The 21,927-nt window shown below is 72.6% G+C and carries 24 protein-coding genes; 14 read left to right on the top strand and 10 right to left on the bottom strand.

What is annotated here, in order from left to right:
• Window positions 1–171 precede the first annotated feature (171 nt).
• From ACFYZA_RS17165 to ACFYZA_RS17155, 3 genes are read left to right on the top strand one after another with little or no spacing between them, the layout of a single operon-like run.
• Window positions 172–1,803 (top strand): AMP-binding protein, encoded by a 1,632-nt coding sequence (locus ACFYZA_RS17165; RefSeq protein ID WP_388491215.1) that lies wholly within the window; start codon window positions 172–174, stop codon window positions 1,801–1,803.
• A 37-nt stretch (window positions 1,804–1,840) separates the two neighbouring features.
• A complete protein-coding gene (locus ACFYZA_RS17160) occupies window positions 1,841–2,584 on the top strand; it encodes an enoyl-CoA hydratase family protein (protein ID WP_388491213.1) in 744 nt (247 codons plus the stop codon).
• Window positions 2,572–3,159, top strand: a complete 588-nt coding sequence (locus ACFYZA_RS17155) for a TetR/AcrR family transcriptional regulator (protein ID WP_382582107.1) — start codon at window positions 2,572–2,574, stop codon at window positions 3,157–3,159. The genes ACFYZA_RS17160 and ACFYZA_RS17155 overlap by 13 nt, the downstream gene beginning before the upstream one ends.
• 60 nt (window positions 3,160–3,219) lie before the next feature.
• Here the strand turns inward: ACFYZA_RS17155 and ACFYZA_RS17150 are convergent, their stop codons facing one another.
• Window positions 3,220–3,630 carry a rodlin gene (locus ACFYZA_RS17150; RefSeq protein WP_382582105.1) on the bottom strand — a complete coding sequence of 137 codons (411 nt, stop codon included), beginning with the start codon at window positions 3,628–3,630 and terminating at the stop codon, window positions 3,220–3,222.
• A gap of 158 nt (window positions 3,631–3,788) precedes the next feature.
• On the opposite strand from ACFYZA_RS17150, the gene ACFYZA_RS17145 reads away from it, so the two are divergent.
• Window positions 3,789–3,983, top strand: coding sequence for a hypothetical protein (locus ACFYZA_RS17145; RefSeq protein ID WP_382582102.1), 195 nt, complete (start codon window positions 3,789–3,791; stop codon window positions 3,981–3,983).
• A gap of 152 nt (window positions 3,984–4,135) precedes the next feature.
• On the opposite strand, the gene ACFYZA_RS17140 is transcribed toward ACFYZA_RS17145, so the two are convergent.
• A complete protein-coding gene (locus tag ACFYZA_RS17140; protein WP_388491209.1) occupies window positions 4,136–4,549 on the bottom strand; it encodes a rodlin in 414 nt (137 codons plus the stop codon).
• A 332-nt stretch (window positions 4,550–4,881) separates the two neighbouring features.
• Between ACFYZA_RS17140 and ACFYZA_RS17135 the strand changes: the two genes are divergently transcribed.
• The 4 genes from ACFYZA_RS17135 (at window position 4,882) to ACFYZA_RS17120 (ending at window position 9,046) form a co-directional block, all read left to right on the top strand.
• Window positions 4,882–5,295, top strand: coding sequence for a rodlin (locus ACFYZA_RS17135; protein ID WP_388491207.1), 414 nt, complete (start codon window positions 4,882–4,884; stop codon window positions 5,293–5,295).
• Window positions 5,296–5,582: 287 nt separating this feature from the next.
• The gene (locus ACFYZA_RS17130; RefSeq protein WP_382582688.1) at window positions 5,583–5,810 is read left to right on the top strand and encodes a chaplin; all 228 of its coding nucleotides are present in this window, start codon (window positions 5,583–5,585) and stop codon (window positions 5,808–5,810) included.
• A gap of 173 nt (window positions 5,811–5,983) precedes the next feature.
• Window positions 5,984–7,342, top strand: a complete 1,359-nt coding sequence (locus ACFYZA_RS17125) for a chaplin family protein (protein ID WP_388491544.1) — start codon at window positions 5,984–5,986, stop codon at window positions 7,340–7,342.
• Window positions 7,343–7,735: 393 nt separating this feature from the next.
• On the top strand, window positions 7,736–9,046 hold the full coding sequence (locus tag ACFYZA_RS17120; RefSeq protein ID WP_388491205.1) for a glycosyl hydrolase: 1,311 nt from the start codon (window positions 7,736–7,738) through the stop codon (window positions 9,044–9,046).
• Here the strand turns inward: ACFYZA_RS17120 and ACFYZA_RS17115 are convergent.
• Genes ACFYZA_RS17115 through ACFYZA_RS17080 form a run of 8 tightly spaced genes read right to left on the bottom strand, consistent with a single transcriptional unit; the run spans window position 9,032 to window position 18,452 of the window.
• Entirely contained in the window at window positions 9,032–10,171 is a 1,140-nt protein-coding gene (locus ACFYZA_RS17115) for a GNAT family N-acetyltransferase (protein WP_382582091.1), read from the bottom strand. The two genes, ACFYZA_RS17120 and ACFYZA_RS17115, sit on opposite strands and share 15 nt — an antisense overlap.
• Window positions 10,171–10,839, bottom strand: a complete 669-nt coding sequence (locus ACFYZA_RS17110) for a lipopolysaccharide biosynthesis protein (protein ID WP_382582088.1) — start codon at window positions 10,837–10,839, stop codon at window positions 10,171–10,173. The genes ACFYZA_RS17115 and ACFYZA_RS17110 overlap by 1 nt, the downstream gene beginning before the upstream one ends.
• A complete protein-coding gene (locus ACFYZA_RS17105; RefSeq protein ID WP_382582085.1) occupies window positions 10,836–12,104 on the bottom strand; it encodes a glycosyltransferase in 1,269 nt (422 codons plus the stop codon). The genes ACFYZA_RS17110 and ACFYZA_RS17105 overlap by 4 nt, the downstream gene beginning before the upstream one ends.
• Entirely contained in the window at window positions 12,101–12,886 is a 786-nt protein-coding gene (locus ACFYZA_RS17100) for a polysaccharide deacetylase family protein (protein WP_382582082.1), read from the bottom strand. The genes ACFYZA_RS17105 and ACFYZA_RS17100 overlap by 4 nt, the downstream gene beginning before the upstream one ends.
• On the bottom strand, window positions 12,876–14,492 hold the full coding sequence (gene murJ / locus ACFYZA_RS17095) for a murein biosynthesis integral membrane protein MurJ (RefSeq protein ID WP_388491201.1): 1,617 nt from the start codon (window positions 14,490–14,492) through the stop codon (window positions 12,876–12,878). The genes ACFYZA_RS17100 and murJ overlap by 11 nt, the downstream gene beginning before the upstream one ends.
• Complete coding sequence (locus ACFYZA_RS17090; protein ID WP_388491198.1) at window positions 14,489–15,808, bottom strand: O-antigen ligase family protein; 1,320 nt, start codon at window positions 15,806–15,808, stop codon at window positions 14,489–14,491. Before ACFYZA_RS17090 ends, murJ begins: the two co-directional genes overlap by 4 nt.
• A gap of 2 nt (window positions 15,809–15,810) precedes the next feature.
• The gene (locus ACFYZA_RS17085) at window positions 15,811–17,235 is read right to left on the bottom strand and encodes a sugar transferase (protein WP_382582073.1); all 1,425 of its coding nucleotides are present in this window, start codon (window positions 17,233–17,235) and stop codon (window positions 15,811–15,813) included.
• 50 nt (window positions 17,236–17,285) lie between these two features.
• Window positions 17,286–18,452, bottom strand: a complete 1,167-nt coding sequence (locus ACFYZA_RS17080; RefSeq protein WP_388491195.1) for a glycosyltransferase family 4 protein — start codon at window positions 18,450–18,452, stop codon at window positions 17,286–17,288.
• 282 nt (window positions 18,453–18,734) lie between these two features.
• Here ACFYZA_RS17080 and ACFYZA_RS17075 point away from each other — a divergent pair, with 282 nt between their 5' ends.
• The 6 genes from ACFYZA_RS17075 (at window position 18,735) to ACFYZA_RS17050 (ending at window position 21,911) form a co-directional block, all read left to right on the top strand.
• Window positions 18,735–18,974 (top strand): chaplin, encoded by a 240-nt coding sequence (locus ACFYZA_RS17075; RefSeq protein WP_167159057.1) that lies wholly within the window; start codon window positions 18,735–18,737, stop codon window positions 18,972–18,974.
• 195 nt (window positions 18,975–19,169) lie between these two features.
• A complete protein-coding gene (locus tag ACFYZA_RS17070) occupies window positions 19,170–19,409 on the top strand; it encodes a chaplin (protein WP_100573938.1) in 240 nt (79 codons plus the stop codon).
• A 222-nt stretch (window positions 19,410–19,631) separates the two neighbouring features.
• Window positions 19,632–20,252, top strand: a complete 621-nt coding sequence (locus ACFYZA_RS17065; RefSeq protein WP_388491192.1) for a hypothetical protein — start codon at window positions 19,632–19,634, stop codon at window positions 20,250–20,252.
• Between the two features lie 213 nt (window positions 20,253–20,465).
• A complete protein-coding gene (locus tag ACFYZA_RS17060) occupies window positions 20,466–20,819 on the top strand; it encodes a hypothetical protein (RefSeq protein WP_382582063.1) in 354 nt (117 codons plus the stop codon).
• 156 nt (window positions 20,820–20,975) lie between these two features.
• Entirely contained in the window at window positions 20,976–21,218 is a 243-nt protein-coding gene (locus ACFYZA_RS17055) for a chaplin (RefSeq protein ID WP_382582060.1), read from the top strand.
• Window positions 21,219–21,410: 192 nt separating this feature from the next.
• Entirely contained in the window at window positions 21,411–21,911 is a 501-nt protein-coding gene (locus ACFYZA_RS17050; protein ID WP_382582057.1) for a DUF5949 family protein, read from the top strand.
• Window positions 21,912–21,927 lie beyond the last annotated feature (16 nt).

Here is a 21,927-nt window from a genome sequence, read left to right as displayed (position 1 = left end):
CCGCTTCGCGGGGCGCGCGGGCCGCGCGCTGCCCGCGCGCCCCGACAAGTCCTCCGGCCCGTACAAGTGCTTCGGGCCTCGACAAGTCCTCCGGCCCGTACAAGTGCTTCGGGCCTCGACAAGTCCTCCGGGCCTCGACAAGTCCCCTCAGCCGTACTAGGAGACCCCTCCATGGACTCCCCCGCCGTTCCCGCGCCCAGCGCGCCCCGCGTCTTCCGCAGCGAGTACGCCGACGTGTCCGTCGTCGACGAGCCCATCCACGAGGCGGTGCTCGCCCGCTCGACCGCCACCTACCCCGACACCGTCGCCCTCGTCGACGGCACGGACCCGAGCGGCGCGACCGCCATCACGTATGCCCAAATCGACGTCTGGCACCGGAAGTTGGCGGCCGCGCTGGCCGCGTCCGGGCTGTGCAAGGGTGACGTCCTCGCCCTGCACAGCCCCAACTCGATCCTCTATCCGGTGGTGTTCCACGGGGCGAGCCGGGCCGGGGCCGCCGTCACCACCGTGCATCCGCTCAGCACGCCCGAGGAGTTCGCCAAGCAGCTCAAGGACTCCTCGGCACGCTGGATCGTCACCGTGTCCCCGCTCCTGGAGACCGCTCGCCGGGCGGCCGAACTCGTCGGCGGCATCGAGGAGATATTCGTCTGCGACCGGGCCGAGGGCCACCGTTCGGTCGTCCACGACCTGGTGACCTCCGACGCCCCCGAGCCCGCCGTCACCTTCGACCCCGCCGAGGACATCGCCGTCCTGCCGTACTCCTCGGGCACCACCGGCGTCCCCAAGGGCGTCATGCTCACCCACCGCAACATCGCCACCAATCTGGCCCAGCTCCACCCGCTGGTCCCGATGGTGTCCGGCGACCGCATCCTCGCCGTCCTGCCGTTCTTCCACATCTACGGCATGACCGCGCTCATGAACGCGCCCCTGCGCTGCGGCGCCACCGTCGTGGTGCTGCCGCGCTTCGACCTCGACCAGTTCCTCGGCGCCATCGAGAAGCACCGCATCACGGGCCTGTACGTCGCCCCGCCCGTGGTGCTCGCCCTGGCCAAGCACCCGGCGGTCGCCCAGTACGACCTGTCCTCCCTGGAGTACGTCATGAGCGCGGCGGCCCCCCTCGACTCCCGTCTGGCGGCGGCCTGTTCGGCCCGGCTCAAGCTGCCGCCGGTACGTCAGGCGTACGGCATGACCGAGCTCTCGCCCGGCACCCACACCGTCCCGCTGGCCACCCCTGACCCGCCGCCCGGCGCGGTCGGCAAACTGATTCCGTCCACCGAGATGCGCATCCTGCGCCTCGACGACCCGGCCCGCGACGCCGAACCCGGCGCGGAGGGCGAGGTCGCGATCCGCGGCCCCCAGGTCATGAAGGGCTACCTCGGCCGGCCCGGGGAGACCGCCGACATGATCGACGCGGACGGCTGGGTGCACACCGGCGACGTCGGCCGCGTGGACGAGGACGGCTGGCTGTACGTCGTCGACCGGGTCAAGGAACTCATCAAGTACAAGGGCTTCCAGGTCGCCCCCGCCGACCTGGAGGCGCTCCTGCTCACCCACCCCGCCATAGCGGACGCGGCGGTCATCGGCGTGTACGACGCCGACGGCAACGAGGTGCCCAAGGCCTTCGTCGTACGCCAGGCGGGGGCGCCGGACCTCGACGCGGACGAGGTGACGGCGTACGTCGCCGAACGCGTCGCCCCGTACAAGAAGGTGCGCCGGGTGGAGTTCGTCGAGAGCGTGCCCCGGGCCGCGTCCGGCAAGATCCTGCGGCGTGAACTGCGACAGCGAGAGAAGGACCGGGCATGAACCGGAGCGGCCGACAGCAGCGGTGGAAGGGACGGGCGTGACAGTCATCCAGGAGACCCACGAGCGGGGCATCACCACCCTCACCCTCGACTCGCCCGCCAACCGCAACGCCCTGTCGGCGGCCCTGGTGGCCGAGCTCGGCGCGGCGCTCGCGCACAGCGCCGGCGATCCGGGCGTACGGGCCGTGCTGCTCACCCACACCGGCAACACGTTCTGCGCGGGCGCCGACCTGAAGGCGCCGCCCGACCCGGAGGCCTTCGTCGCCCTGATGCGTACGGTGGTGGAGCTGCCCAAACCGGTCGTGGCGCGGGTGACGGGACACGTCCGCGCGGGCGGCCTCGGCCTGCTCGCCGCCTGCGACATCGCGGTCGCGGGACCCGGCTCCTCGTACGCGTTCACCGAGGCGCGGCTCGGCCTCGCACCCGCCGTGATCTCCATGCCGGTGCTGCCCCGCATGGATCCGCGCGCCGCGAGCCGCTACTACCTGACGGGCGAGCGGTTCGACGCGGCGGAGGCGGCCCGCACCGGGCTCGTCACGCTGGCCGTCGCCACCGACGACGGCATCGACGCGGCCCTGGAACCGGTCCTCGACGGGCTGCGCCGGTCCTCCCCCGAGGGCCTGGCCGCTTCGAAGGCGTTGGTCACGGCTACCGTGTCCGAGACCTTCGACCGCTGGTCGAAGGAGCTGACCGCCCGCTCGGCGTCCCTCTTCGCCTCCGCCGAGGCGCGGGAGGGAGTGACGGCCTTCCTCGAACGACGGGACCCCGCATGGGTGTTGTGACCCCACCGAAGACCCCGAAGCAGGACCGCAGCCGGGCCACCCGGCAGCGCCTTCTGGAGGCGGCGGTCGCCTGCCTCGCCGAGCACGGCTGGGCGGGCTCGACGGTGTCCGTGGTCGCCGAGCGCGCAGGGGTCTCGCGGGGCGCGGCCCAGCACCACTTCCCGACCCGCGAGGACCTGTTCACGGCGGCGGTCGAATACGTCGCCGAGCAGCGCTCGTTCGCGCTGCGGGCCCTGGACCGCAGGGACCGGGGGGAGGTCGTGGCCGGGCTCGTCGGGCTGTACACCGGCCCGCTGTTCCGGGCCGCGCTGCACCTGTGGGTCGCGGCCGCCAACGAGCCGCAGCTGCACGCCCGGGTGACCGACCTGGAGGCGAAGGTGGGCCGTGAATCGCACCGCATCGCGGTGGAACTCCTCGGCGCGGACGAGTCGGTGCCGGGCGTGCGGGAGACGGTGCAGGGCTTCCTCGACATGGCCCGCGGCCTGGGCCTCGCGAATCTGCTGACCGATGACGCGGCCCGCCGTGAGCGGGTGGTGGCGCAGTGGGCGGTGCTGCTCGACGAGGTGCTGGCCTGACCACGGCGAACGGCCGGCCCCGGGTGACCCGGGACCGGCCGTCGTTCAGGCGGTTGGTGCTCAGCCGTTGCCGACACCGTTGCCGGACAGGACCGGGATCTGGTCCAGGATGTGCGAGAGCGGCTCGTCGCCCTTGGCCTGGGTCGAGTTCTCGGTGCACTGCTGGTTCTGCGGCGCCGAGAGGATCGGCACGTCCTGGAGGACGGTGACCGGCACGAGGCCGACCAGGGACGCCAGGTTGGCCTTGACCGGGACGCCGGCGCAGAGCTTGTTCAGGGAGCCCGAGACCAGGGTCATCTGGGGGCTCATGTCGCCCTCGGTCTTGGCGTTGCCGAAGGCCTGCTCGCTGCCGTTGCCGCTGAGCGACGTCGTACCGGCGTCGTCCCCGATCGCCATCGCCTGCGGCGCGGCCATCATCGCGACACCGGAAACGGCTGCGGCGACGGCTGCGGCCGACCACAACTTCTGCATGTCTACTCCTGTTGGTCTGATTCCACTGACGGGGATCTGTGAAGAGAAACGGAAAGAATCTCTTTAAGTTGCGCCCTGTCCCCCGGACAGAGCATTGCGGAATTCAAATCCGCCCGGCCGTGGTATTAGGCAGTCACCACGACCGATGGTGAGGAAACATGACTGAGACGCAGGGTGCCTGGCGCCGGCAGACTTTCATCCCGATCACCCGTCGACGATTCGAGAGCGAGGCGGCGGCCGAGCCCCTCTACGCGGGCCTGGTGCGTTCCTGGGCCGCAGAAGGGCGTACGGTGCCTGGCCGCCCCGACTGGGAATGGAACGAAATCGTCAACGGTTCCTGCTGGCCGACGTAAAGCGGGCTGAATTACGCCGTCGGGTGCCGAGCAATGCCAAGCACGGCAAAAGGCCGGATCGCCGGAATTCACCGGCGATCCGGCCGTGGAAATCAGGGTGCCGGACCACCGAAGGGATTGACAGCGGTCCGGCTGTCCTGGGAACCCTGGTCTCAGTGGTTCGCGGCACCGTTGCCGGACAGCACCGGGATGTTGTCCAGGATGTGGGAGAGCGGCTCGTCGCCCTTGGCCTGCGTCGAGTTCTCGGTGCACTGCTGGGTCTGCGGCGCGGAGAGGATCGGCACGTCCTGGAGCACGGTGACCGGCACGAGACCCACGAGGGAGGCCAGGTTCGCCTTGGCCGGCAGGGCGATGCAGGGCTTGTTGAACGAACCCTGGATCAGGCCGATCTGCGGGCTCATGTTGCCGTACGTGGAGGAGTTCCCGTACGCCTGCATCGCGCCGTTGCCGCTGACCGAGCTGGTGCCGCCGCCATTGCCGATCGCCATCGCCTGCGGCGCCATCGCCGCGGACGCGCCGACGACGGACACGCCGACGGCTGCTGCCGCCATAGCCTTCTTGATCACGCTGGTCCCTTTCTGGTGGATGCCCCATACGGAGCCACCTGCCCAACTGGCCGCACCGAGGATTGGTTTCTGCCCTTCACTCTTTCGGCCGTACGAAAATGCGACCTTCCGGGTTCCTGCGGCGATTCCAGGCTGGGATTATATGGAGAACCGATCGCGGCTTTCCGGCGTTGCGTTCGGGGCATTGTTCGGCATCCTGACGCCTCTTGCGGAACCGTTCGGGTGAAGCGCCGGAACCAAACCAGTGCGGCGAAGTTGACCAGGCAGTAGTACGGCGCAGTGGAATAAGAGCGCGGTACTGCACGTGCTCTCCACCAAGAAAAGGGAAGACCATGCTCAAGAAGGTTATGGCCGCGTCCGCTGCCACCGTTTCGCTCGTCGGCGCCTCCGCCATGCTGGCCTCCCCGGCCATGGCCATCGGCGACCACGGCGGCACGACCTCGCTCAGCGGCAACGGCGCGAAGCAGGCCTTCGGCAACTCGAAGACCGACGGCGACATGAGCCCCCAGCTGTCCCTGGTCCAGGGCACGCTGAACAAGCCCTGCCTCGGTGTTCCGGTCAAGGCCAACCTGGCGTCCCTGGTCGGCCTCGTGCCGGTCACCGTCCTCCAGGACGTGCCGGTCCTCTCGGCCCCGCAGAACCAGCAGTGCACCGAGAACTCGACCCAGGCCAAGGGCGACGAGCCGCTCTCGCACATCCTGGACCAGATCCCGGTCCTGTCCGGCAACGGTGCCGCGAACGGCTGATCTCGTACGTAGCCGCTCGGGCTGTCGCGGTCCCCTCCGGGGAGCGTGGCAGCCCGAGTTTTTTTGCGTCAAATATCTTTCAGGGAAAGCGCGTAAGAGTGCGGGGCGTTACCTCCTGCCATTTGGGTGAGGAACTCGGCGGGGCACTTCCCATTCGGTTTCCTTTGCCCGGATCAGTCGTTACCACGTTGTCAGCGGCTCCTTGGGCGAAAGCTCTGGCAACGCGCCGTGAGCAACGACTGGTTGCGCGACTTTTTGACTGAGGGAAGGAAACACACGTGAAGTACATGAAGGCTGCGACGGTTCTGACCGGTCTGGTCATCGCCGCGGGTAGCGCGGCCGCCCCGGCGTTCGCGGACGCCGGCGCCAAGGGTGCGGCCGTCGGCAGCCCCGGTGTCCTGTCGGGCAACCTGCTCCAGGTCCCCGTCCACGTGCCGATCAACCTGTGCGGCAACACCGTCAACGTGATCGCGCTGCTGAACCCGGCGTTCGGCAACACCTGCATCAACAAGTGATGTAGCACCAGGACTCTCCACTCCGATTTTGGGGCGTGCCCTCCGCACGCCCCAAAGTTGGTTTTCCCTCCGGTTTTCCTCCAGTTTTTCCCTGCGACACGGAAGACAGCCCATTGCGCCAGGTCATCAGCAAGACCCTGTTTACTGCCGTGGCAGCCACGAGTGTCCTTTCGATGAGCGGCAGTTACGCCCAGGCCGCCACCACGGACGGCGAGACCTCGGGCTCACCGGGCCTGCTGTCGGGGAACTCGATCTCGGCGCCGGTGGAAGTCCCGGTCCAGGCATGCGGGAACTCCGTCGATCCGGTCGGAGCGCTCAACCCCTCGTTCGGCAACCACTGCGAGACGGTCTCGCCGGCCGTGGAGAGCGCGGCGGAACGGGCGGCCGACGGGGTGGCCGAGCGGGCGGGCGAGGACGAGGGCGGCCGCGCCGGTGCGTACGGGGAGCACGGCGGTTCGTACGGGGAGTACGGCGGTCCATACGGTGAGCACGGCGGTCCCTACGCGGGCCCGCGTCCGGACGAGGGCTCGTACGGGCGCGATTACGGGCGGGGCGCCGCCAGCCAGGCGAGCTCCGTGACGAGCGGCTCGCCGGGCGTGCTGACGGGGAACTCGGCGGGAGCGCCGGCCGATGCGCCGGTACAGGCGTGCGGGGACACCGCGAGTGCGGCGGGTCTGATGAACCCGGCGATGGGCGGCCACTGCAAGTCCGGCCCCGGGGAGACCCCGCCCGCGCCACGGCCCCACCACGCGCCGCGCGTCCATCACGCCCCGCCGGTCCGTCAGGCTCCGCCGGTCCGTCAGGCCCCGCCCGTGCATGAGGCTCCGCCTGTTCGCCAGGCTCCGCCGGTGCATCACGCTCCGCCTGTTCGCCAGGCTCCGCCGGTGCATCACGCGCCTCCGGTCCACCAGGCTCCGCCGGTGCACCACACGCCTCCGGTGCACCACACGCCTCCGGCTCACCAGGCTCCGCCGGTCCACCAGGCTCCGCCGGTCCACCAGGCTCCGCCGGTGCATCACGCGCCTCCGGTTCACGAGGCTCCGCCGGTGCATCACGCGCCTCCGGTTCACGAGGCTCCGCCGGTTCACGAGGCCCCCCCGATCCACCACGCACCTCCGGTTCACGAGGCTCCGCCCGTGCACCACGCACCTCCGGTCCACGAGGCTCCGCCCGTGCACCACGCACCTCCGGTGCACCACGCACCCCCGGCCCACCAGGCCCCGCCCGGGCACCACGCACCCCCGGTGCATCACGCACCCCCGGCCCACCCCGCACCTCCCATCCACCCCGCGCCGCCGGCGCACCCCGCACCCCCCGCTCAGCTGCCGCACCCGTACCCCCAGGCCGCGCCGCACTCGCGTTCAGCGGCTCGGGTGGTCGCGCCGCCCGCTGCCGCTCACGTGTCGGGCGGGCCGCAGCTTGCCGCGACCGGGGCGGGGGCCGGGATGGTGGCTGCCGGGGTCGGGGCCGCTGGGCTCGTGTTGGGGGGAGGGGTGCTCTACCGGCGCGGTAGGGCCATGGCCCGCGTCTGATCCCGAGGCGTCCGCCAGGACCCCCACCCGCGGCAAGTGACGGCCGAGGGCTCGGGGTGGGGGCCGGGCGGGGACACTCGTCAACCAGCTTGCGGAAAGGCAGGGTTGGCGTCGCGCGCGTTGTTCGTTCGAGTGCCGACCTTCTGCTTCGAAGGGCCCGGCTCCCTCTCGGGAGCCGGGCCCTTCGGCGTGCCCGCATGACCGGAACGGTGGCGCATTCGCCCCCGCCGGGGCCGGATCTGAGGGGGCCTCAGGGGACCCTGTGGCGGGAGGGAATCCGGCATACACCCTTTCGGGCGGCTTATCGCGTTCGCTGCTTATCTTCCCTATCGGCGCAATAAGAATATTTTCCAACCGGGAATCCGGGGAGGCCTCAGAACCAAGGGAGCGCACATGCGTCGGCGACGTCATAGAGCGGCCACCTTCACTACGAGTGTTCTGGCGGCGGGTGCCCTTTTCAGTCTGGCACTGGCGCCCGGCGTCGACGTACAACGACCGGGGAGCGGCGCCGACCCTCCCCCCGCCCAGCCCGCCGCCCCCGCCCACCCCGCCACCGCGGACTTCGGCGCCTTCCTGGACTCCGGCACCCTCGGTGTACGGCGCATCGCCGCGCTGCAGAAGTGGCTCGGCGGGACCGACATCAAGGTCGGGCACACCTATCTGCCCGGGAACACGTGGTCGGACATCGAGGGCCGGGCCGGGTTCCTGGACGACTGGGCCACCTGGCGCAGGGAGCGCGCCGACCGCACCCTCGTCCTCAACGTGCCGATGCAGGCGCTGAACGAGGCCGAGATCCCCGACGTCCGGGTGCGCCACCTGCTGGCGAGAGGTGCCGCCGGGGACTTCGACGCGCACTTCAAGCGGCTGGCCGAGCGGCTGGTCGACCTCAAGATCCCGGACACCGTGATCGTGCTCGGCTGGGAGATGAACGGCACCACGTACACCCACCGCTGCGGGCCGGACCCGGCGGCGTGGAAGAAGTACTGGAAGAACGCGGTGACCACGATGCGTTCGGTGCCGGGGCAGAAGTTCCGCTTCGACTTCACGCCGAGCCGAGGGCGTGACGCCGTGCCGTGGACCGAGTGCTACCCGGGTGACGACCTCGTCGACATCATCGGCATGGACTCCTACGACCAGCCGCGCGGAGTGGACTTCGACAAGCAGATCAAGGAGCCGTACGGGCTGCAGCAGCACGTCGACTTCGCGGCCGCCCACAAGAAGCCGATCTCGTACCCGGAGTGGGGGCTCTTCCGCAACGGGGACAACGCCGAGTACATGCGGCGCATGCTGGCCTGGATGGACGCGCACAAGCCGGTGTACAACACGATCACCGACTACTGCCCGCACGGCGTGTGGGGGTGCTCGGACAACCCGCGTGCGTCGGAGCTCTACCGCTCGCTCCTGTACGGCCGCACCGAGCCCACCCAGCCCCCGGTGTCCCCCAACCCGGCCCCGACGACCAGCCCCCAGCCCTCGACCCTGCCGAGCCCGAACCCGAGCACCAGCCCGAGCACGGCGCCGGCTCCGAGCACGAGCCCGGTCACGAGCCCGAGCCCGAAGCCGGCCACTCCGGCCATCCCGGCCACCCCGGTCGGTTCGGTGCCGTCCGGCAAGTGTTCGCCGATCGACCTCGGCGCCTGGGTCGAGTACTGGATGGGAGGCAAGCTCTGCATGCGCCTCGACTGGTTCTCACGCAGGAGCTGACGGCCCCGAGGCCTCCGTGGCGGGGCGGCCCCGGTCGTCCCGCCACTGCCGCAGTGCCCGCAGCGCGGCGCCCGCCCGGCGCCGCAGCCGCGCGTGCAGAACGCCGGCCCACAGCAGCGGCAGGGTGCGCCGCCGTGCGAGCAGGAACCGCTGGTTGACCCGCACCTCGGGCCGCCAGTGCTGCTTGTACGGCTCGTTACCGCGCAGCATGCTCAGCGCGCCGCGGCCGCTGCCGTCGATCCGCTGGGCGCACGACCGCAGCAGCATCGTGGCCACGTCCACCTTGCGGCCGCGCAGGCCGGGGTGGGCCCCGTACAGATAGCCGCCCGCGAGGGCCGGTGAGAGCAGGGTCAGATCGGACGCGACGACCTCGCCGTCGAGGCGGAACTCGGTGACCACCGCGTCGCCCTGCCGGGTCATCTCGCCCACCGCGCGCGCCAGGTGCTCCTCGAAGCGGGGCCGCAGGTGCTCGCGCGTCACCCCGCGCCCCTGCCACTGGAGCCCGTGCAGTTCGAGCAGCGTACGCAGCGCGCCGGGCACCTCCTCCGGCGGTACGTCGCGCTGCTCGATGCCCAGCGCGTCGATCTTGCGGAGCTTGGCGCGGGCCCGCTGGGCGCGGTTGTTGGGCAGCCGGCCAAGCAGGGTGTCCATGCCGGCGACGGGCAGCTCCAGGCAGCGGGAGTCCGTCAACTGGTGTTTCGGGCCAGCCCAGTTGGCGTGCAGCAGCTCGGCTCCGGCGCCCGGCCGCACCTCGCCGAGGTCGATCAGGGCGCCGCGTGCCGAGCGCATCAGGGCGCCGGTGAGGGCGGCCGCGGCCTCCTCGGCGCAGTCGTCGGCCAGGAGTACGTCCGTGAAGTCGGAGATGGGGCCGCCGAGCGGGACGAGGGCCGGCAGCGGGCGCAGCACCCGCATCAGCGGGGCCGCGCCCACCAACCGGCCGTCCTTGTGGGCGAGATGGACCCGCAGCCGCCCGCGCACCCCGTACGAGAGCCACCACGAGTGCAGCCAGGCGTGACTCTGGAAGGGGGTCGCGGCAGCGCAACTGCGATGCAGTTGGAGCCAGTTGGCGGCGAGGTCGGCGAAGCGGAGGTCGTCGGCGCACACCTCCACGCGCAGGCCGGACACTAGCCGACCTCCTGCGGTACGGACGCCGCCCCGGCCGGGCTCGGCACCGAGGCCGCGCGCTCGGTCTCCGGCGCGTCCTCGGGGCGGCGGCGCGGCCGGGCGAGCAGGCCGAGGCCGCCGAGCAGACCGCCCGCGCAGCCGCCGACCAGGGCGGTCAGTCCCGCCGATGGGGAGGAGGGGGCGAGCGGCTTGACGGCGCGCGAGAACTGCACGACCCGCACCCCGGTGTCGGCCTGGGTGTGGGTGCCGTTCAGGGTCAGCGCGCGGGCCACCGCGTTCGCCATGCCCGCCGCGTCCGCGGCCCGCCCCGAGGTGGCGGTGATCGCGATCATCGGGGCGTCGGGGGAGGTCGCGGTCTGCACGCTGTTGCGGAGCATGGTCTCGCTCACCCCCGCCCAGATCTGGGCGTCGCCGATGACGGCGACCTCGGTCGCGACCCGGCCGTAGGCCTGGGCGAAGCCGAGGGCGACCGACGGGTCCGACTTCTCGCCGGGGGTGACCACCACATAGCTGGTCGCGCTGTACTCCGGTGTCTTCACCGCGCCGTACAGGCCGCCGGCCGTCGCGCCGAGCAGCGCGCACACGGGCAGCGGCCACCAGCGCGGCAGCGACCGGGCGCGCGGGCCGCGGGCGCTCTGACGCTGCCGCGGGCCGGAGAATCTGCTCATCTGGACTCTTCTTTCTCCGAGGAGTTCATCGGGGAGTTCGTCGCGGAGTTCGTCGGGGAGGTGTGCGTCGGCGCGGCCGGCGCGGGGCCCGCCGGGGCGGGTGCCCCCGCGTCCGGTGCCGGGGCGTACGCGGGGTGCGGCAGCGGCGCCCGGGCCGCGGCCGCCTCGTACACCCGGACCAGCTGGGCCGAGGTCGCGGTCACGCAGTAGCGGCGCACCGCGTCGGGCACGGGAAGGCGGGGGCGGCCGGCGCGCCGGAGTTCGCCCAGGGCGGCGGTGAACGCGGCGGCGGTGCGGCCCGTGCGGAGCGCGCCGGGCGCCGAGGCCGCCGGCAGGTCGTCGATCGCCGGGCAGGTCACGTACGCGACCGGGAGCCCGGCGGCCAGGCCCTCCACGACGGCCAGGCCGAACGCCTCCTCGCCGGACGGCGAGGCCAGGCAGTCCACGGCCGAGAGCACCCCGGCCAGGCTGGGGCGGTGGCCCGCCGGGGTGGTGCCGTCCTGGACGCACTCGCCCGCGAACACCACCCGGGCGGCCACCCCGAGCCGCTCGGCGCGGGCCCGCAGGGGCTGCTCCTGCTCGCCGCCGCCCGCGAACACCAGCCAGGCGTCGGGGAGTTCGGCGATCGCGTCGATGAGGGTGTGGAACCGCTTGCCCGCGGCGAGCCTGCCGACCGCGCCGACCACGAACGCTCCTGCGGGCAGGCCGAGTTGGCGGCGTACGGCGGCGCGGGCGGCGGGGCTGAAGGCGAACTGGGCCGCGTCGACCCCGTTCGGCACCATCTGGATGCGGCGCTCGGGCACGCCCCAGCGGGCGAGGCGGTGCGCGATGGTGGGGGACACGGCGACCGTCGTGGTGCCGAGCCGCTCGCTCGCGAGGTAGAGGCGGCGCACCCCGGCCCCGAGCGGACGCCCCTCGATGCGGGCCTCGCCCAGGGAGTGCTCGGTGGCCACGATCGTACGGACCCGGGCGAGCTTCGCCGCGAGGCGGCCGTACAGACAGGCCCGGTACAGATGGGTGTGGACCACGTCGTAGCGGCCGCGCGCGATCAGCTTGGTGAGCCGGGGCAGCGCGGCCAGGTCGCGGTTGCCCGCCATGTCGAGGTTGCGCACCCGGCCGCCCTCGCGGACGATCGCGCGGGCCACGGTGCCGGGGTTGGTGAGGGTCACCACGTCGGACTCGTACGGCAAGTGCCGCAGCAGCAAACGCAGTTGCTGCTCGGCGCCGCCCACGCCGAGGCCGGTGATGACGTGCAGGACCTTCACGTGCCCTCCGGGAGGTCGGCCGGCTCGTCCCGGCGCCAGCGGTGCAGGCCGCGCTTGAGGTGCAGGCGCCAGCCGTTGTCGCGCTCGCCGACGTGGACGCGGGGCAGCGCGTAGCGGCCGGTCAGCGGGCCGGGGTCGATCGCGCAGGCGTACGTGTAGCCGGCCGCGCGGACCGCGTCGACGGCGCGTACGTCGACGGCCCCGTACGGGTAGCAGAAGCCGGTCACCTCGTGCCCGGTGAGGTCGTGCAGCAGCTTTCGGCTCTCCCGCACCTCGCGGTGCAGGGTGTCCTCGTCGGTGTGGGTCAGATCCAGGTGGCGCAGGCCGTGCGAGGCGACCTCCATGCCCCAGGTGGCGGCCTGCTGGATGCCGCGCTCGTCGAGCAGCGGCTTGCGCGGGCCCAGCGGATCCCAGTCGTTGACGCCGCCGAGCAGCCCGGGAAGCACGAACACGGTGGCCGTGCACTCGTGGCGGCGGAGCAGCGGCAGGGCCTCGGTGGTGAAGTCGGCGTAGCCGTCGTCGAAGGTGAGCCCGACCAGGCCCCGGGCGGTGCCGGACGCCCGGGCGCGCAGCAGTTCGGCCATGCTCACCCCCTTCAGGCCGTGCCCGCGCAGCCAGCGCAGCTGGCGTTCGAGGCGGGGCGGCGAGACGGTGATGTGGTACGGATCGTCCGTGGTGTGGGTCACCGAGTGGTACATGGCCACCCACAGCGGTGCGGCGGGGCGCGGTCTCGAACCAGTCAGTGGACCCCTCGGGTCGCCGACTGCCGTGTCAACGGGCATGCCAGAGCTTTCGTGTGACGGGACGGAACAGCAGACAGAACTCCCGGACCCGCAGCAGCCGGGCCGTGGCGGTGAACGCCACGACGGCGAAGACGGACCCAATGACCAGAGCGGACAAGGGACTTGGGGTGAGGGTCGCCCCCCACCAGCAGGCGGCGGTGGCGACGGAGCCGGCCACGACGAGCCGGGCCAGCTGTCCGCCCACCCAGCGCACCGAGAGGGCGGTACGGCGCCGGCCGCTGCCCCAGAGCAGCAGCAGCGCGGTCAGCGAGATGCCGAGCGCGTTGGCGGCGGCGATGCCGGGGGCGCCCCACACCGGTACGGCGAGCGCGCCCGCGACGGCCGTCGCGGTGAGGCCGGCCAGCATGGCGCAGGCCGGGTACCACAGGGGGCGGGCCTCGGAGAAGTACGAGCGGGCGAGCACCCCGACCAGGGTCTGGCCGAGCAGGCCGAGCGCGTACACCCGCATGACGTCGGCGGTCGCGTCGGTGTCGTGGAGGGTGAACGCGCCGCGCTGGAAAAGGACTTGGATGATCTCGGGCGCGCAGGCCACCACCACCGAGGCGCCGAGCAGCACGATGGTGCCGGCCACGATCAGGTCGCTCTCCACCCGGCGCCTGGCCCGCTCGGTGTCGCCCGCCGCGAGGGCGCGCGCGATGACGGGGAAGGTGACCGTGCACAGCATCAGGGAGAGCACCATCGGCATCTGCGCCACCTTCTGGGCGTAGTTCAGGTGCGAGATGGCCCCGGCGGGCAGCGGCGCGGCGAGGAAGCGCTCGATGAGGACCTGTGTCTGGCGGCTGAGCGCGAACACCACCACCGGGGCGACCAGCGCGAGCCGCAGCGCCCGGGGCGCCTGCCCGTCGGGCACGCGCGCGGCGGGCAGCGCGACGGCCGCCTCCCGCTGCCGCCAGCTGCGCCACAGCGCCGGTACCTGGACGACCACCATGAGGACGCCGCCGAGCGCGACCCCGGCCGCCGCGGCCCGCACCCCCCAGGCCCCGCCGAGCGGCAGGAGCAGCCCGATGATGCCCACGTTGTACGCCACGTAGATCGAGGCGGGCGCGAGGAAGCGGCCGTGTCCGCGCAGGGCGGCGCTGCAGTAGCCGGTGAGTCCGAAGCTGAACACGCAGGTCGCGGTGAGGCGCGTGCAGTCGACGGCGAGACCGGTGGCGGGCAGGCCGGGCGCGAGGACGGCGACCACGGCGGGGGCCGCCGCGATCAGCACGGCGGCGCCCGCGGCCAGGGCCAGCATCAGCCGGGGCAGCGTGGCCGCGACCAGGGCGCGTACCGGGTCGGGGCCCGCGTGCCGGCCCCGGCCGACCAGGGCGAGGCTGAACGCGGGCACCAGGACGAAGGCCAGGCCGTCCTCGATCAGCAGGGTGGCCGCGACCTCCGGGACCGTCCAGGCGACCAGGAAGGCGTCGGTGTCGGTGTCGGCGCCGAAGACGTGCGCGAAGGCCTGGTCGCGCAGCAGTCCGAGCAGTGCCCCGGCGACGGTGAGGACGGCGGTGAGGAACGCGGCGCGCGCCAACAGCCGCCCGGACGTGCCGGGTTCGGGAGGCGCGGCGGGCGCCGGGAGCAGCGGCGGGGCGGTCTCCGTCACGGGCGCGCCGCCCCTCGGCCAAGGCCCCACCAGGCGGCGAGGCCCAGGACCAGCGCGGTCAGGGCGGTGGAGGGGCCGCCGATGTCACCGTAGAAGAAGTCGACGAGCAGCCAGGTCAGCAGCCCGGTGGCGACCAGACCGCAGTCCATCGCGGTACGCGCCTTCCGTGCCCGGTGCAGTCGGCGGACCCCGGTGACCAGGAGGGCGGCCCAGCCGCCGACGAGGGTGACCACGCCGATGAGGCCCTGCTCGCTCAGGACGAGGAGGTACATGTTGTGCGGCGAGAGCAGGGGCTGGCGCTTGAAGGCGGCGCCCGCGCCCGCGGTGTCGCTGCCCGACGACAGGGCGAGCGAGGAGCTGGAGTCCCGGTGCTCCGGGAATCCCTTCAACCCGACGCCGGTGAGTGGACTTTGACGCCACATCAGTTCCGCTGCCGCCCACATGGTGTACCGGTCGGTGACGGACTGGTCGGGGGCGCTCTCGACCTGGGTGATGCTGGCGAGCCGCTCCTGGAGCATCTGGGTGCCGGACCCGCTCACGCCGACCAGGACGACGGTGGCCGCCGCGGTGACCGCGAGGACGGCGAGCGCGCGGCGCACCCCGGAGAGCAGCAGCAGCGCGCAGACGGCGGCGGTCGTCGCGATCCAGGCGCCCCGGCTGAACGACACCGCGAGCGGCAGCAGCAGCAGGGCCGCGCAGCCGAGCGCCGCCCGGCGCCGGGTGCGGCTCGCGCCGGGCGCCGGGTCGAGGGCGAGGCCGAGCGCGCAGAGCAGCCCGCAGGACACCACGGTGGCCATGCCCATGATGTCGGAGGCGCCGAAGGTGCCGACGGCCCGGATGTCCTCGCCCATGTAGGAGGCGCCGGTGTGGGTCAGGAACTGCTGGACGCCGACGCCGCCCTCGAACAGGGCGAGCGCCACCACGGCAGCGGCCGCGAGCCGGAAGTCGTCGCGGTCGCGCAGCAGGAGCAGCACGGCCAGCGGCACGAGCACGAAGATCTGGAGGTAGCGGCCGAGCCCGGCGATCGCGGTGCCGGGGTCGGCGGCGCCCATCGCGGCCACGCAGATCCCGGTCACCGGAAGGCCCATGACGATCGCGGCCCGGCGGCTCAGCGGCCGTTCGCCCGAGCGCAGGACCCGCAGGAACGCCCACACCACGAGCACTCCGCAGGCCGCGTCGGCGGCGGTGGCCGAGCCGTCGCCGCCCAGCGGGGGAGTGGCGAGCAGGGTGATCACGGCGAGCAGGGGCAGCAGGTGCGCGGCCCGGCGCGACGGGGCGGGCAGCGGCAGCGGCGGCGCGGCCGCGACGGCGTGCACGCTCAGCTCCCTGTCGGGCGGACGAGGCAGACGGCGGTGCGCAGCAGGATGCACAGGTCCTGCCACAGCGACCAGTGGTCGATGTAGTAGTTGTCGTAGCGCGCCCGGTCCTCGATCGAGGTGTCCCCGCGCAGCCCCTGCACCTGGGCAAGGCCGGTGAGCCCGACGGGCATCCGGTGCCGGGCCGCGTAGCCGGGGTGTGCCTGGCTGAACTGGGCGACGAAATAGGGGCGTTCGGGCCTCGGGCCCACCAGGCTCATGTCGCCCCGGATCACGTTCCACAGCTGGGGCAGCTCGTCCAGGGAGGTGCGCCGCATGAAGTTCCCGGCGCGGCTCATCCGCTGGTCGTCGGCGATGTTCCAGCGGGTGGCGGCCTCGTGCGCGGTGTCGGGGCGCAGGGTGCGGAACTTGAGCAGGGTGAACGCCCGCCCGCCGACCCCGATGCGCTCCTGCCGGAACAGCACGCCCGGCCCGTCGCTGCGGCGGAGGACCAGCGCGCACACCGCGAGGACGGGGGCGGCGACGATCAGCGCGGGCAGGGTGAGGGCCAGGTCGGCGAGCCGCTTGAAGAAGAGGCCGGGGGCGGAGGCGGGGGTGCTGGTCAGCGGGTGGCAGGGGAAGGCGGCCAGCTCGTCCGCCTGCTGGCGCGGCACGGTCTGCCCGGGCGCCCGCGTATCGAGCTGCCACAGGGTGCAGCCCATGGCCTCAAGAAAGGCCGGGGGTACGGGAGTTGTGGTCTCGGGGGCGTAGGTGAACAGGCAGTCCTGCACCCCGTTCTGGATGACGGCGCGCTGGACCTCCTCCAGGCTGCGCAGCACCGGCACCCCGGCCTCGACGGAGGCCTCGGCAGGCGGCACGACCACCCCGACCGGCCGGATGCCGCCGCCCGCCCGGCGCGCGAGCGCGGCGGTGACCCGTACGGCGCTGGCCGCCGGGCCCACCACCAGGGCGGGGCGGGGCCTGCGGGCGCCCTGGCGGCGGCGCAGCCACAGCGCGCCGCCGCGCCCCGCGCAGCTCACCAGGGTGTGGATGGCGCAGCCGGCCGCCACCGCCGCCACCGTGAGGGGCGCGGCGTTCGGCTCGTGGACCAGGGAGCTCTGGCGGGTGAGGACGGTGGCGAGCAGGCACCAGGCGATCAGGGTGCGGACGAAGAGCGCGGGCACATCGGCGAGCACCCCCCGTGCCATCGTCGGCCGGTAGAGCCCGGCCTGGGCGTTGAGCGCGAGCACGCCGGCCACGAGCAGCCCGGCGGGGCCCGGCGGGAGGCCGGTGTACGGCAGCGCGAGCAGGCCGAGCAGCCCGGCCGCGCAGTCCGTCGCGAGCAGCACGGACACGAACGGGCTGACGGAGCGCGGCCGCCCGGCCACGAAGGCGAAGTGGTCCGGCGCCTCGCGGGGCGTGACCACCGAAACGGTTCCCGATGACATCCCGGTCCCGTGGGGCGGCCCCCCGGCGGAAGGGACGATGCTTTCCGCGGTCACTGGCTGATGGGTTCCCTGTGCTCGGAGCGCTGCAGAACGGCCACGTCGCGGTACACCTCCGCGATGCTTCGGGCCGTCTGCCGCACGTCGTGGGTGGTGGATACGTGGGCGTGGCCCCGGCGGGCCAGATCGGTGCGCAGCGCGGGGTCCGTCAGCAGTCGCGTCATCGCGGCCGCCAACTCGCCCGGTGCGTCCGGCGGTACGAGGCAGAGCGGGGCCTGCCCGGGCGGCAGGCTCTCGGCGGATCCCCCGACGTCGGTGACCACCACCGGCCGGCCGCACGCCATCGCCTCCAGGGGCGCGAGCGCCATCCCCTCCCAGCGGGAGGGCAGCACGACCAGGTCGGCGGCCCGGTACCAGAAGGCGGTGTCGCCGACCGAGCCGACGAAGGAGACCGAGCCGGGCGCGGCCGTACGCAGCGCCGCGAGGTCCGGGCCGTCGCCGACCAGGACGAGGTGCGCGCCGGGTACGGCCGCGCGCACCTGCTGCCAGGCGGCGAGCAGGACGTCCTGGCCCTTTTGGCGGCACAGCCGTCCGACGCACACGACCAGCGGCGCGCCCTGGGCGGGCGGGGCCTCGTCGGCGGCCCGGTAGTGGTCCAGGTCCACACCGTTGGGGATCACCGAGCAGGGCGCGACCACACCGGCCCGCACCCCGGTGGCCCGCTCGCCCTCGCTGACGCACACGATCCGCGCGGTCCAGCGCACGGCGGCGCGCTCCCAACCCCGGGAGAGCAGCGCGGTGATGCCGCCGACGGCCTCGAACGACCAGGCGTGCGGCTGGAAGACGGTGGGCACCCGGCCGCGTGCCGCGAGCCGGGCCGCGACGCCGGCCTTGGCGCTGTGGGCGTGGATCACGTCGGGGCGCACCCGCCGGATGAGCCGGCCCGCCCGCAGGGTCTCGCCGAGCAGCGCGGGGCCGGGCGAGCGGGTGGCCCGCCACGGGTGCACCCGGGCACCCAGACGCGTCAGTTCGTTGCTCAACGGGCCTCCCTCGGGGCATGCCACGGTGACCCGGAATCCGCTGCGCAGCTGGTCCCGCACCAAGTCCGTGACGACTCGGGCTACGCCCCCCTCAACGGGCTGAACCAGGTGCAGGACACTCAACTGCCCTCCGGACCCCGGCCCATCGGGCCCCCCGGGGGTGTTCGCTCTCGTCGGCATGCGCGGTCACTCCGGTCCTGGCGCTCGAAAAGAAAGCTGAACAAAGGTGCCGCGGGGCTCTCCCCGTAGTGCGGCCGCTCTTGAATTCCGTATGGGCGGCGCTCCGGCCGCCGAAGATCTCATACGTGGCGCGGCCCGGCGGGGGGCAACTGTAACCGTATTTACAACCCGGTCCGGTCAGGAATGTGTGGACGGAGTGTCCCCTTCGGGCGATCGTGCGTATCCCATTGACGACACGGTCGTTGTATCGGTGGCCCCATCTCCACCCGAAAGGAAAAAGCGATGAATCGAATTGCAAAGTCTGTCGTGTCGGCGGGCGCCGGCGCCGCCGTCGTGATGCTCGGTGCGGGCATGGCCAGCGCCGACGCCGGTGCGCAGGGCGTGGCCGCCAACTCGCCCGGCGTCCTGTCGGGCAACCTGCTCCAGGTCCCGGTGCACGTCCCGGTCAACGCCTGCGGCCTGACCGTGAACGTGATCGGTCTGCTGAACCCGAACTTCGGCAACACCTGCATCAACAAGTAGTCCCCAGGGGTGACGTCGCCGGACCGGGCCGCGACTCGCGGCATCGGTCCGGACGCGCCCCCTGGCCATATTCGCGGCCCCCAAAACCCTGGTTCACCCGTTAGGGGCAAAACCGGGGGGCCGGGTCCGCGTTGAGGTGTAGGTCGAGTGACAAACACCCGGTCAATGACTTTCTCAATCTAGGAGTGCTTCTCCATGTCGCGTACCGCGAAGGCCCTGGTCCTGTCCACCGCTGCCGTTGCCGCCATCGCCGGTGGGGCCGGCATCGCCGCCGCCGACGCCGGTGCGCACGGCGCGGCCACCAACTCCCCCGGCGTCCTGTCCGGCAACATGGCGCAGGTCCCCGTCCACATCCCGGTCAACGTCTGCGGCAACACCGTGAACGTCATCGGTCTGCTGAACCCCGCGTTCGGCAACACCTGCATCAACAAGTAGTTCCTCGCCGAAGCCCCGGCAGCTCCTCTCCAGGGAGCCGCCGGGGCTTCGCGCTGCCCCGGATGGCGGTAGCCGCCCAGGTGTGCCGGCAGGGGGTTGTGCCAGTTGGGCTCGGCGTGGCGGAAGTCTGATGGTCGCTCAGGATGACTACGCGGTTGCGAGGGGTTAAGGGCGCGCGCACGGTGAGGGAAACTCGCTCGCTCACCGAAGGAGAACCGTTTCATGCGTGCACGAACACCGCGGCGCCTGGCCGCAGTGGCCCTGTCGACCGCGATCGTCGTCGGGTCCGCCGGGACCGCGATGGCGGCCGACTTCCCGCCCCCGCGCTCGGTCCGTGCCGACGCGCCGGTCCCGGGTTCCGACGCCCTGCTCGGCCAGGCCCGGACGCTGAGCGGCCTCGGCGGGGCCCTCGCGCCCGTCGCGGATCTGCTGACCGGCGTGCTCAAGGGCGGGTCGCCGGCCGACGTCACGGCGCTGGCAGGCAAGGCCACGAGCGCCCTCGACGCGGTGAAGCCGGTGGCCCCGGCCAAGCCCCCGGCCGCGCCGGCCATCCCGCCGGCCGCCTCGGGTCTTCCGGCCGTGCCGCTGGGCGGGCCGGAGCAGGCGCCCGCGCCGGACGACATCAAGGGCGACGCCGTCACGGCGGTCCAGAAGGGCGTGGACGACCTCCTGAAGGCGGTCACCAGTGCCAATGCCGGGGGCATCGTTCCCGCGGCCACCGCGGTGGTCACCGGCCTCGTCGGCCTCGTCCTGGCCGTCGTGACCGGCAGCGGTCTGCCGGTGCCCAACCTGCCGGGTGTGCCCAAGGCGCCCACGGACGCCGTGCCGAAGCTGCCCGCCTGAGCCGTACCCCCGGAGCGCCGGACCGTCACCGACGGGACCGGCGCTCCCGGCTGTCCGCCGCCGCCAACTGGCCGTCCGGGCAGTGGAATTCATGAAAGCTCATACGAGTATCTGCGGGTCCCCGCAATTGGGTGGCAGGCCATGAATCCGGTACCGAAGAGTTTCCCGGGCGTCGGGGAGTCGTTACCCAAGTCGAAGCAGCGCAATGCATTCATGCACCAGCACGGTTCGGCGACGGAACTCGCCGCGGAAGGATTGATGATGAAGTCGATGAAGGTTGCCGCCGTACTCGCCGGATCCCTCGCGGTGGTGGGGGCGGCGGCGCCGGCCTTCGCGGCCGGCGACCTCCCGCCCATGAGCCTCAACGGCGGCCTCGACACGATCGCCCAGAACGTGTCCTCCGCGCCGAACATGGTCGACGCGTCGCCGCTCCGCACCAACCTGCTCGACCCCAAGTCGGACGACTCCCTGCTGCACACGGTGGGCAGCACGGCGCGCGACCTCAACAAGACCAATGGGGCGCCCAACCCGGGCCAGCTCCTCGGCGGAGTTCCGCTCGGCGGCTGACCGCACACGAACGGGTCTTTCCCGGCGGTGAATTGATGGGCCGTACGGCCCTTCGTGCGCTGTACGAGGGAAAGACAATAAACCCGGCGTGTTCGCTTCCGGCGGCTCCCGGCCATTTGCCTACGCTGAGGCAACCCCCGAATGGAAGGTTCCATCATGAACACTGCCAAGAAGACGGCTCTCGCCCTCGCCGCCGCCGGTCTCGCCACCGGTGCCGCCTCCGGTGCGGCTTTCGCCGACGCGGGCGCGCAGGGCGTGGCCGCCAACTCGCCCGGCGTCCTGTCCGGCAACATGGCGCAGGTCCCGGTCCACGTCCCGGTCAACGTCTGCGGCAACACGGTCGACGTCATCGGTCTGCTGAACCCCTCGTTCGGCAACACCTGCGTCAACTCGGACTGATACAGGGCCGGTTGACGCCGGTTCGGCGCGGTTCATGGTGAGCGGCTTCGTGGAGTTGGGGATCCCGGAGCCGCTTCGCTGCGTCCGGGCGCGGGCGGCCGCGCGAGGGGCCGGGAAGAGCGGTGAAGGACGGTTCATCCAGATGGGTGACAGCTGCGAAGGGCTCGGCCCGGAATGTCCTAGAGTCCCGGCATGACTTCAGCCACCAGTGCCGTACAGCCTTCCAGGGCAGCCCTGTTGGGCTCGCTCATCGTCATCGCGTGGAGCGGTGAATCCCCCGACGGATCCGGCGATGTGCCCTTCCTCATGGCGTACTCCCTCGGTGACGGAGCCGAGGGCCCCGAGGGTGCGGAGGCCGCGGCGCGGTCGCTGCTCGACGAGATCGGCATGCCGGCCGGCAGCGTCGTCGACCAGTCCCAGGGCGGCTCGTTCCCGGTGACCCTCATCGTCCAGGGCGGCCAGGCCGTTCTGACCATGCCGACGCTCAACGCCCAGTGCCCGGTGCCGCCCGAGTGGCTGGCCGCCGCCGAGGAGCGCGGCACCGTCCAGTTCATGTTCGCCACCCGCTCCTGGCCCGAGGGCGTGCCCGGAATCGCCGTCGGCGACGAGCAGTTGAAGGCGTTCGCGGGCGACGAGGACACCATCACCACCGCTGGCCACTGCGTGCTCCCCGTCCGCCGCCTGCGCGGCTGACCGCACCCCACCGCCG

The sequence above is a fragment of the Streptomyces sp. NPDC001828 genome (genome assembly GCF_042892175.1).
In the GTDB taxonomy this organism is placed as follows: Bacteria; Actinomycetota; Actinomycetes; order Streptomycetales; family Streptomycetaceae; genus Streptomyces.
The sequence above is the reverse complement of the archived record's forward strand: the minus strand, read 5'-3'. Positions and strand labels throughout refer to the sequence as shown.

Excerpts from the sequence above, each read along its gene's own strand:
- ACFYZA_RS17135 (WP_388491207.1), top strand. The coding sequence starts at position 4,882 with ATGCTCAAGAAGGTTATGGCCGCGTCCGCTGCCACCGTTTCGCTCGTC.
- ACFYZA_RS17130 (WP_382582688.1), top strand. The coding sequence starts at position 5,583 with ATGAAGGCTGCGACGGTTCTGACCGGTCTGGTCATCGCCGCGGGTAGC.
- ACFYZA_RS17070 (WP_100573938.1), top strand. The coding sequence starts at position 19,170 with ATGTCGCGTACCGCGAAGGCCCTGGTCCTGTCCACCGCTGCCGTTGCC.
- ACFYZA_RS17110 (WP_382582088.1), bottom strand. The coding sequence starts at position 10,839 with ATGAGCAGATTCTCCGGCCCGCGGCAGCGTCAGAGCGCCCGCGGCCCG.
- ACFYZA_RS17050 (WP_382582057.1), top strand. The coding sequence starts at position 21,411 with ATGACTTCAGCCACCAGTGCCGTACAGCCTTCCAGGGCAGCCCTGTTG.
- ACFYZA_RS17165 (WP_388491215.1), top strand. The coding sequence starts at position 172 with ATGGACTCCCCCGCCGTTCCCGCGCCCAGCGCGCCCCGCGTCTTCCGC.
- ACFYZA_RS17125 (WP_388491544.1), top strand. The coding sequence starts at position 5,984 with ATGAGCGGCAGTTACGCCCAGGCCGCCACCACGGACGGCGAGACCTCG.
- ACFYZA_RS17065 (WP_388491192.1), top strand. The coding sequence starts at position 19,632 with ATGCGTGCACGAACACCGCGGCGCCTGGCCGCAGTGGCCCTGTCGACC.
- ACFYZA_RS17150 (WP_382582105.1), bottom strand. The coding sequence starts at position 3,630 with ATGCAGAAGTTGTGGTCGGCCGCAGCCGTCGCCGCAGCCGTTTCCGGT.
- ACFYZA_RS17120 (WP_388491205.1), top strand. The coding sequence starts at position 7,736 with ATGCGTCGGCGACGTCATAGAGCGGCCACCTTCACTACGAGTGTTCTG.
- ACFYZA_RS17145 (WP_382582102.1), top strand. The coding sequence starts at position 3,789 with ATGACTGAGACGCAGGGTGCCTGGCGCCGGCAGACTTTCATCCCGATC.
- ACFYZA_RS17055 (WP_382582060.1), top strand. The coding sequence starts at position 20,976 with ATGAACACTGCCAAGAAGACGGCTCTCGCCCTCGCCGCCGCCGGTCTC.
- ACFYZA_RS17075 (WP_167159057.1), top strand. The coding sequence starts at position 18,735 with ATGAATCGAATTGCAAAGTCTGTCGTGTCGGCGGGCGCCGGCGCCGCC.
- ACFYZA_RS17085 (WP_382582073.1), bottom strand. The coding sequence starts at position 17,235 with ATGTCATCGGGAACCGTTTCGGTGGTCACGCCCCGCGAGGCGCCGGAC.
- ACFYZA_RS17060 (WP_382582063.1), top strand. The coding sequence starts at position 20,466 with ATGCACCAGCACGGTTCGGCGACGGAACTCGCCGCGGAAGGATTGATG.
- ACFYZA_RS17155 (WP_382582107.1), top strand. The coding sequence starts at position 2,572 with ATGGGTGTTGTGACCCCACCGAAGACCCCGAAGCAGGACCGCAGCCGG.
- ACFYZA_RS17080 (WP_388491195.1), bottom strand. The coding sequence starts at position 18,452 with ATGCCGACGAGAGCGAACACCCCCGGGGGGCCCGATGGGCCGGGGTCC.
- ACFYZA_RS17100 (WP_382582082.1), bottom strand. The coding sequence starts at position 12,886 with ATGCCCGTTGACACGGCAGTCGGCGACCCGAGGGGTCCACTGACTGGT.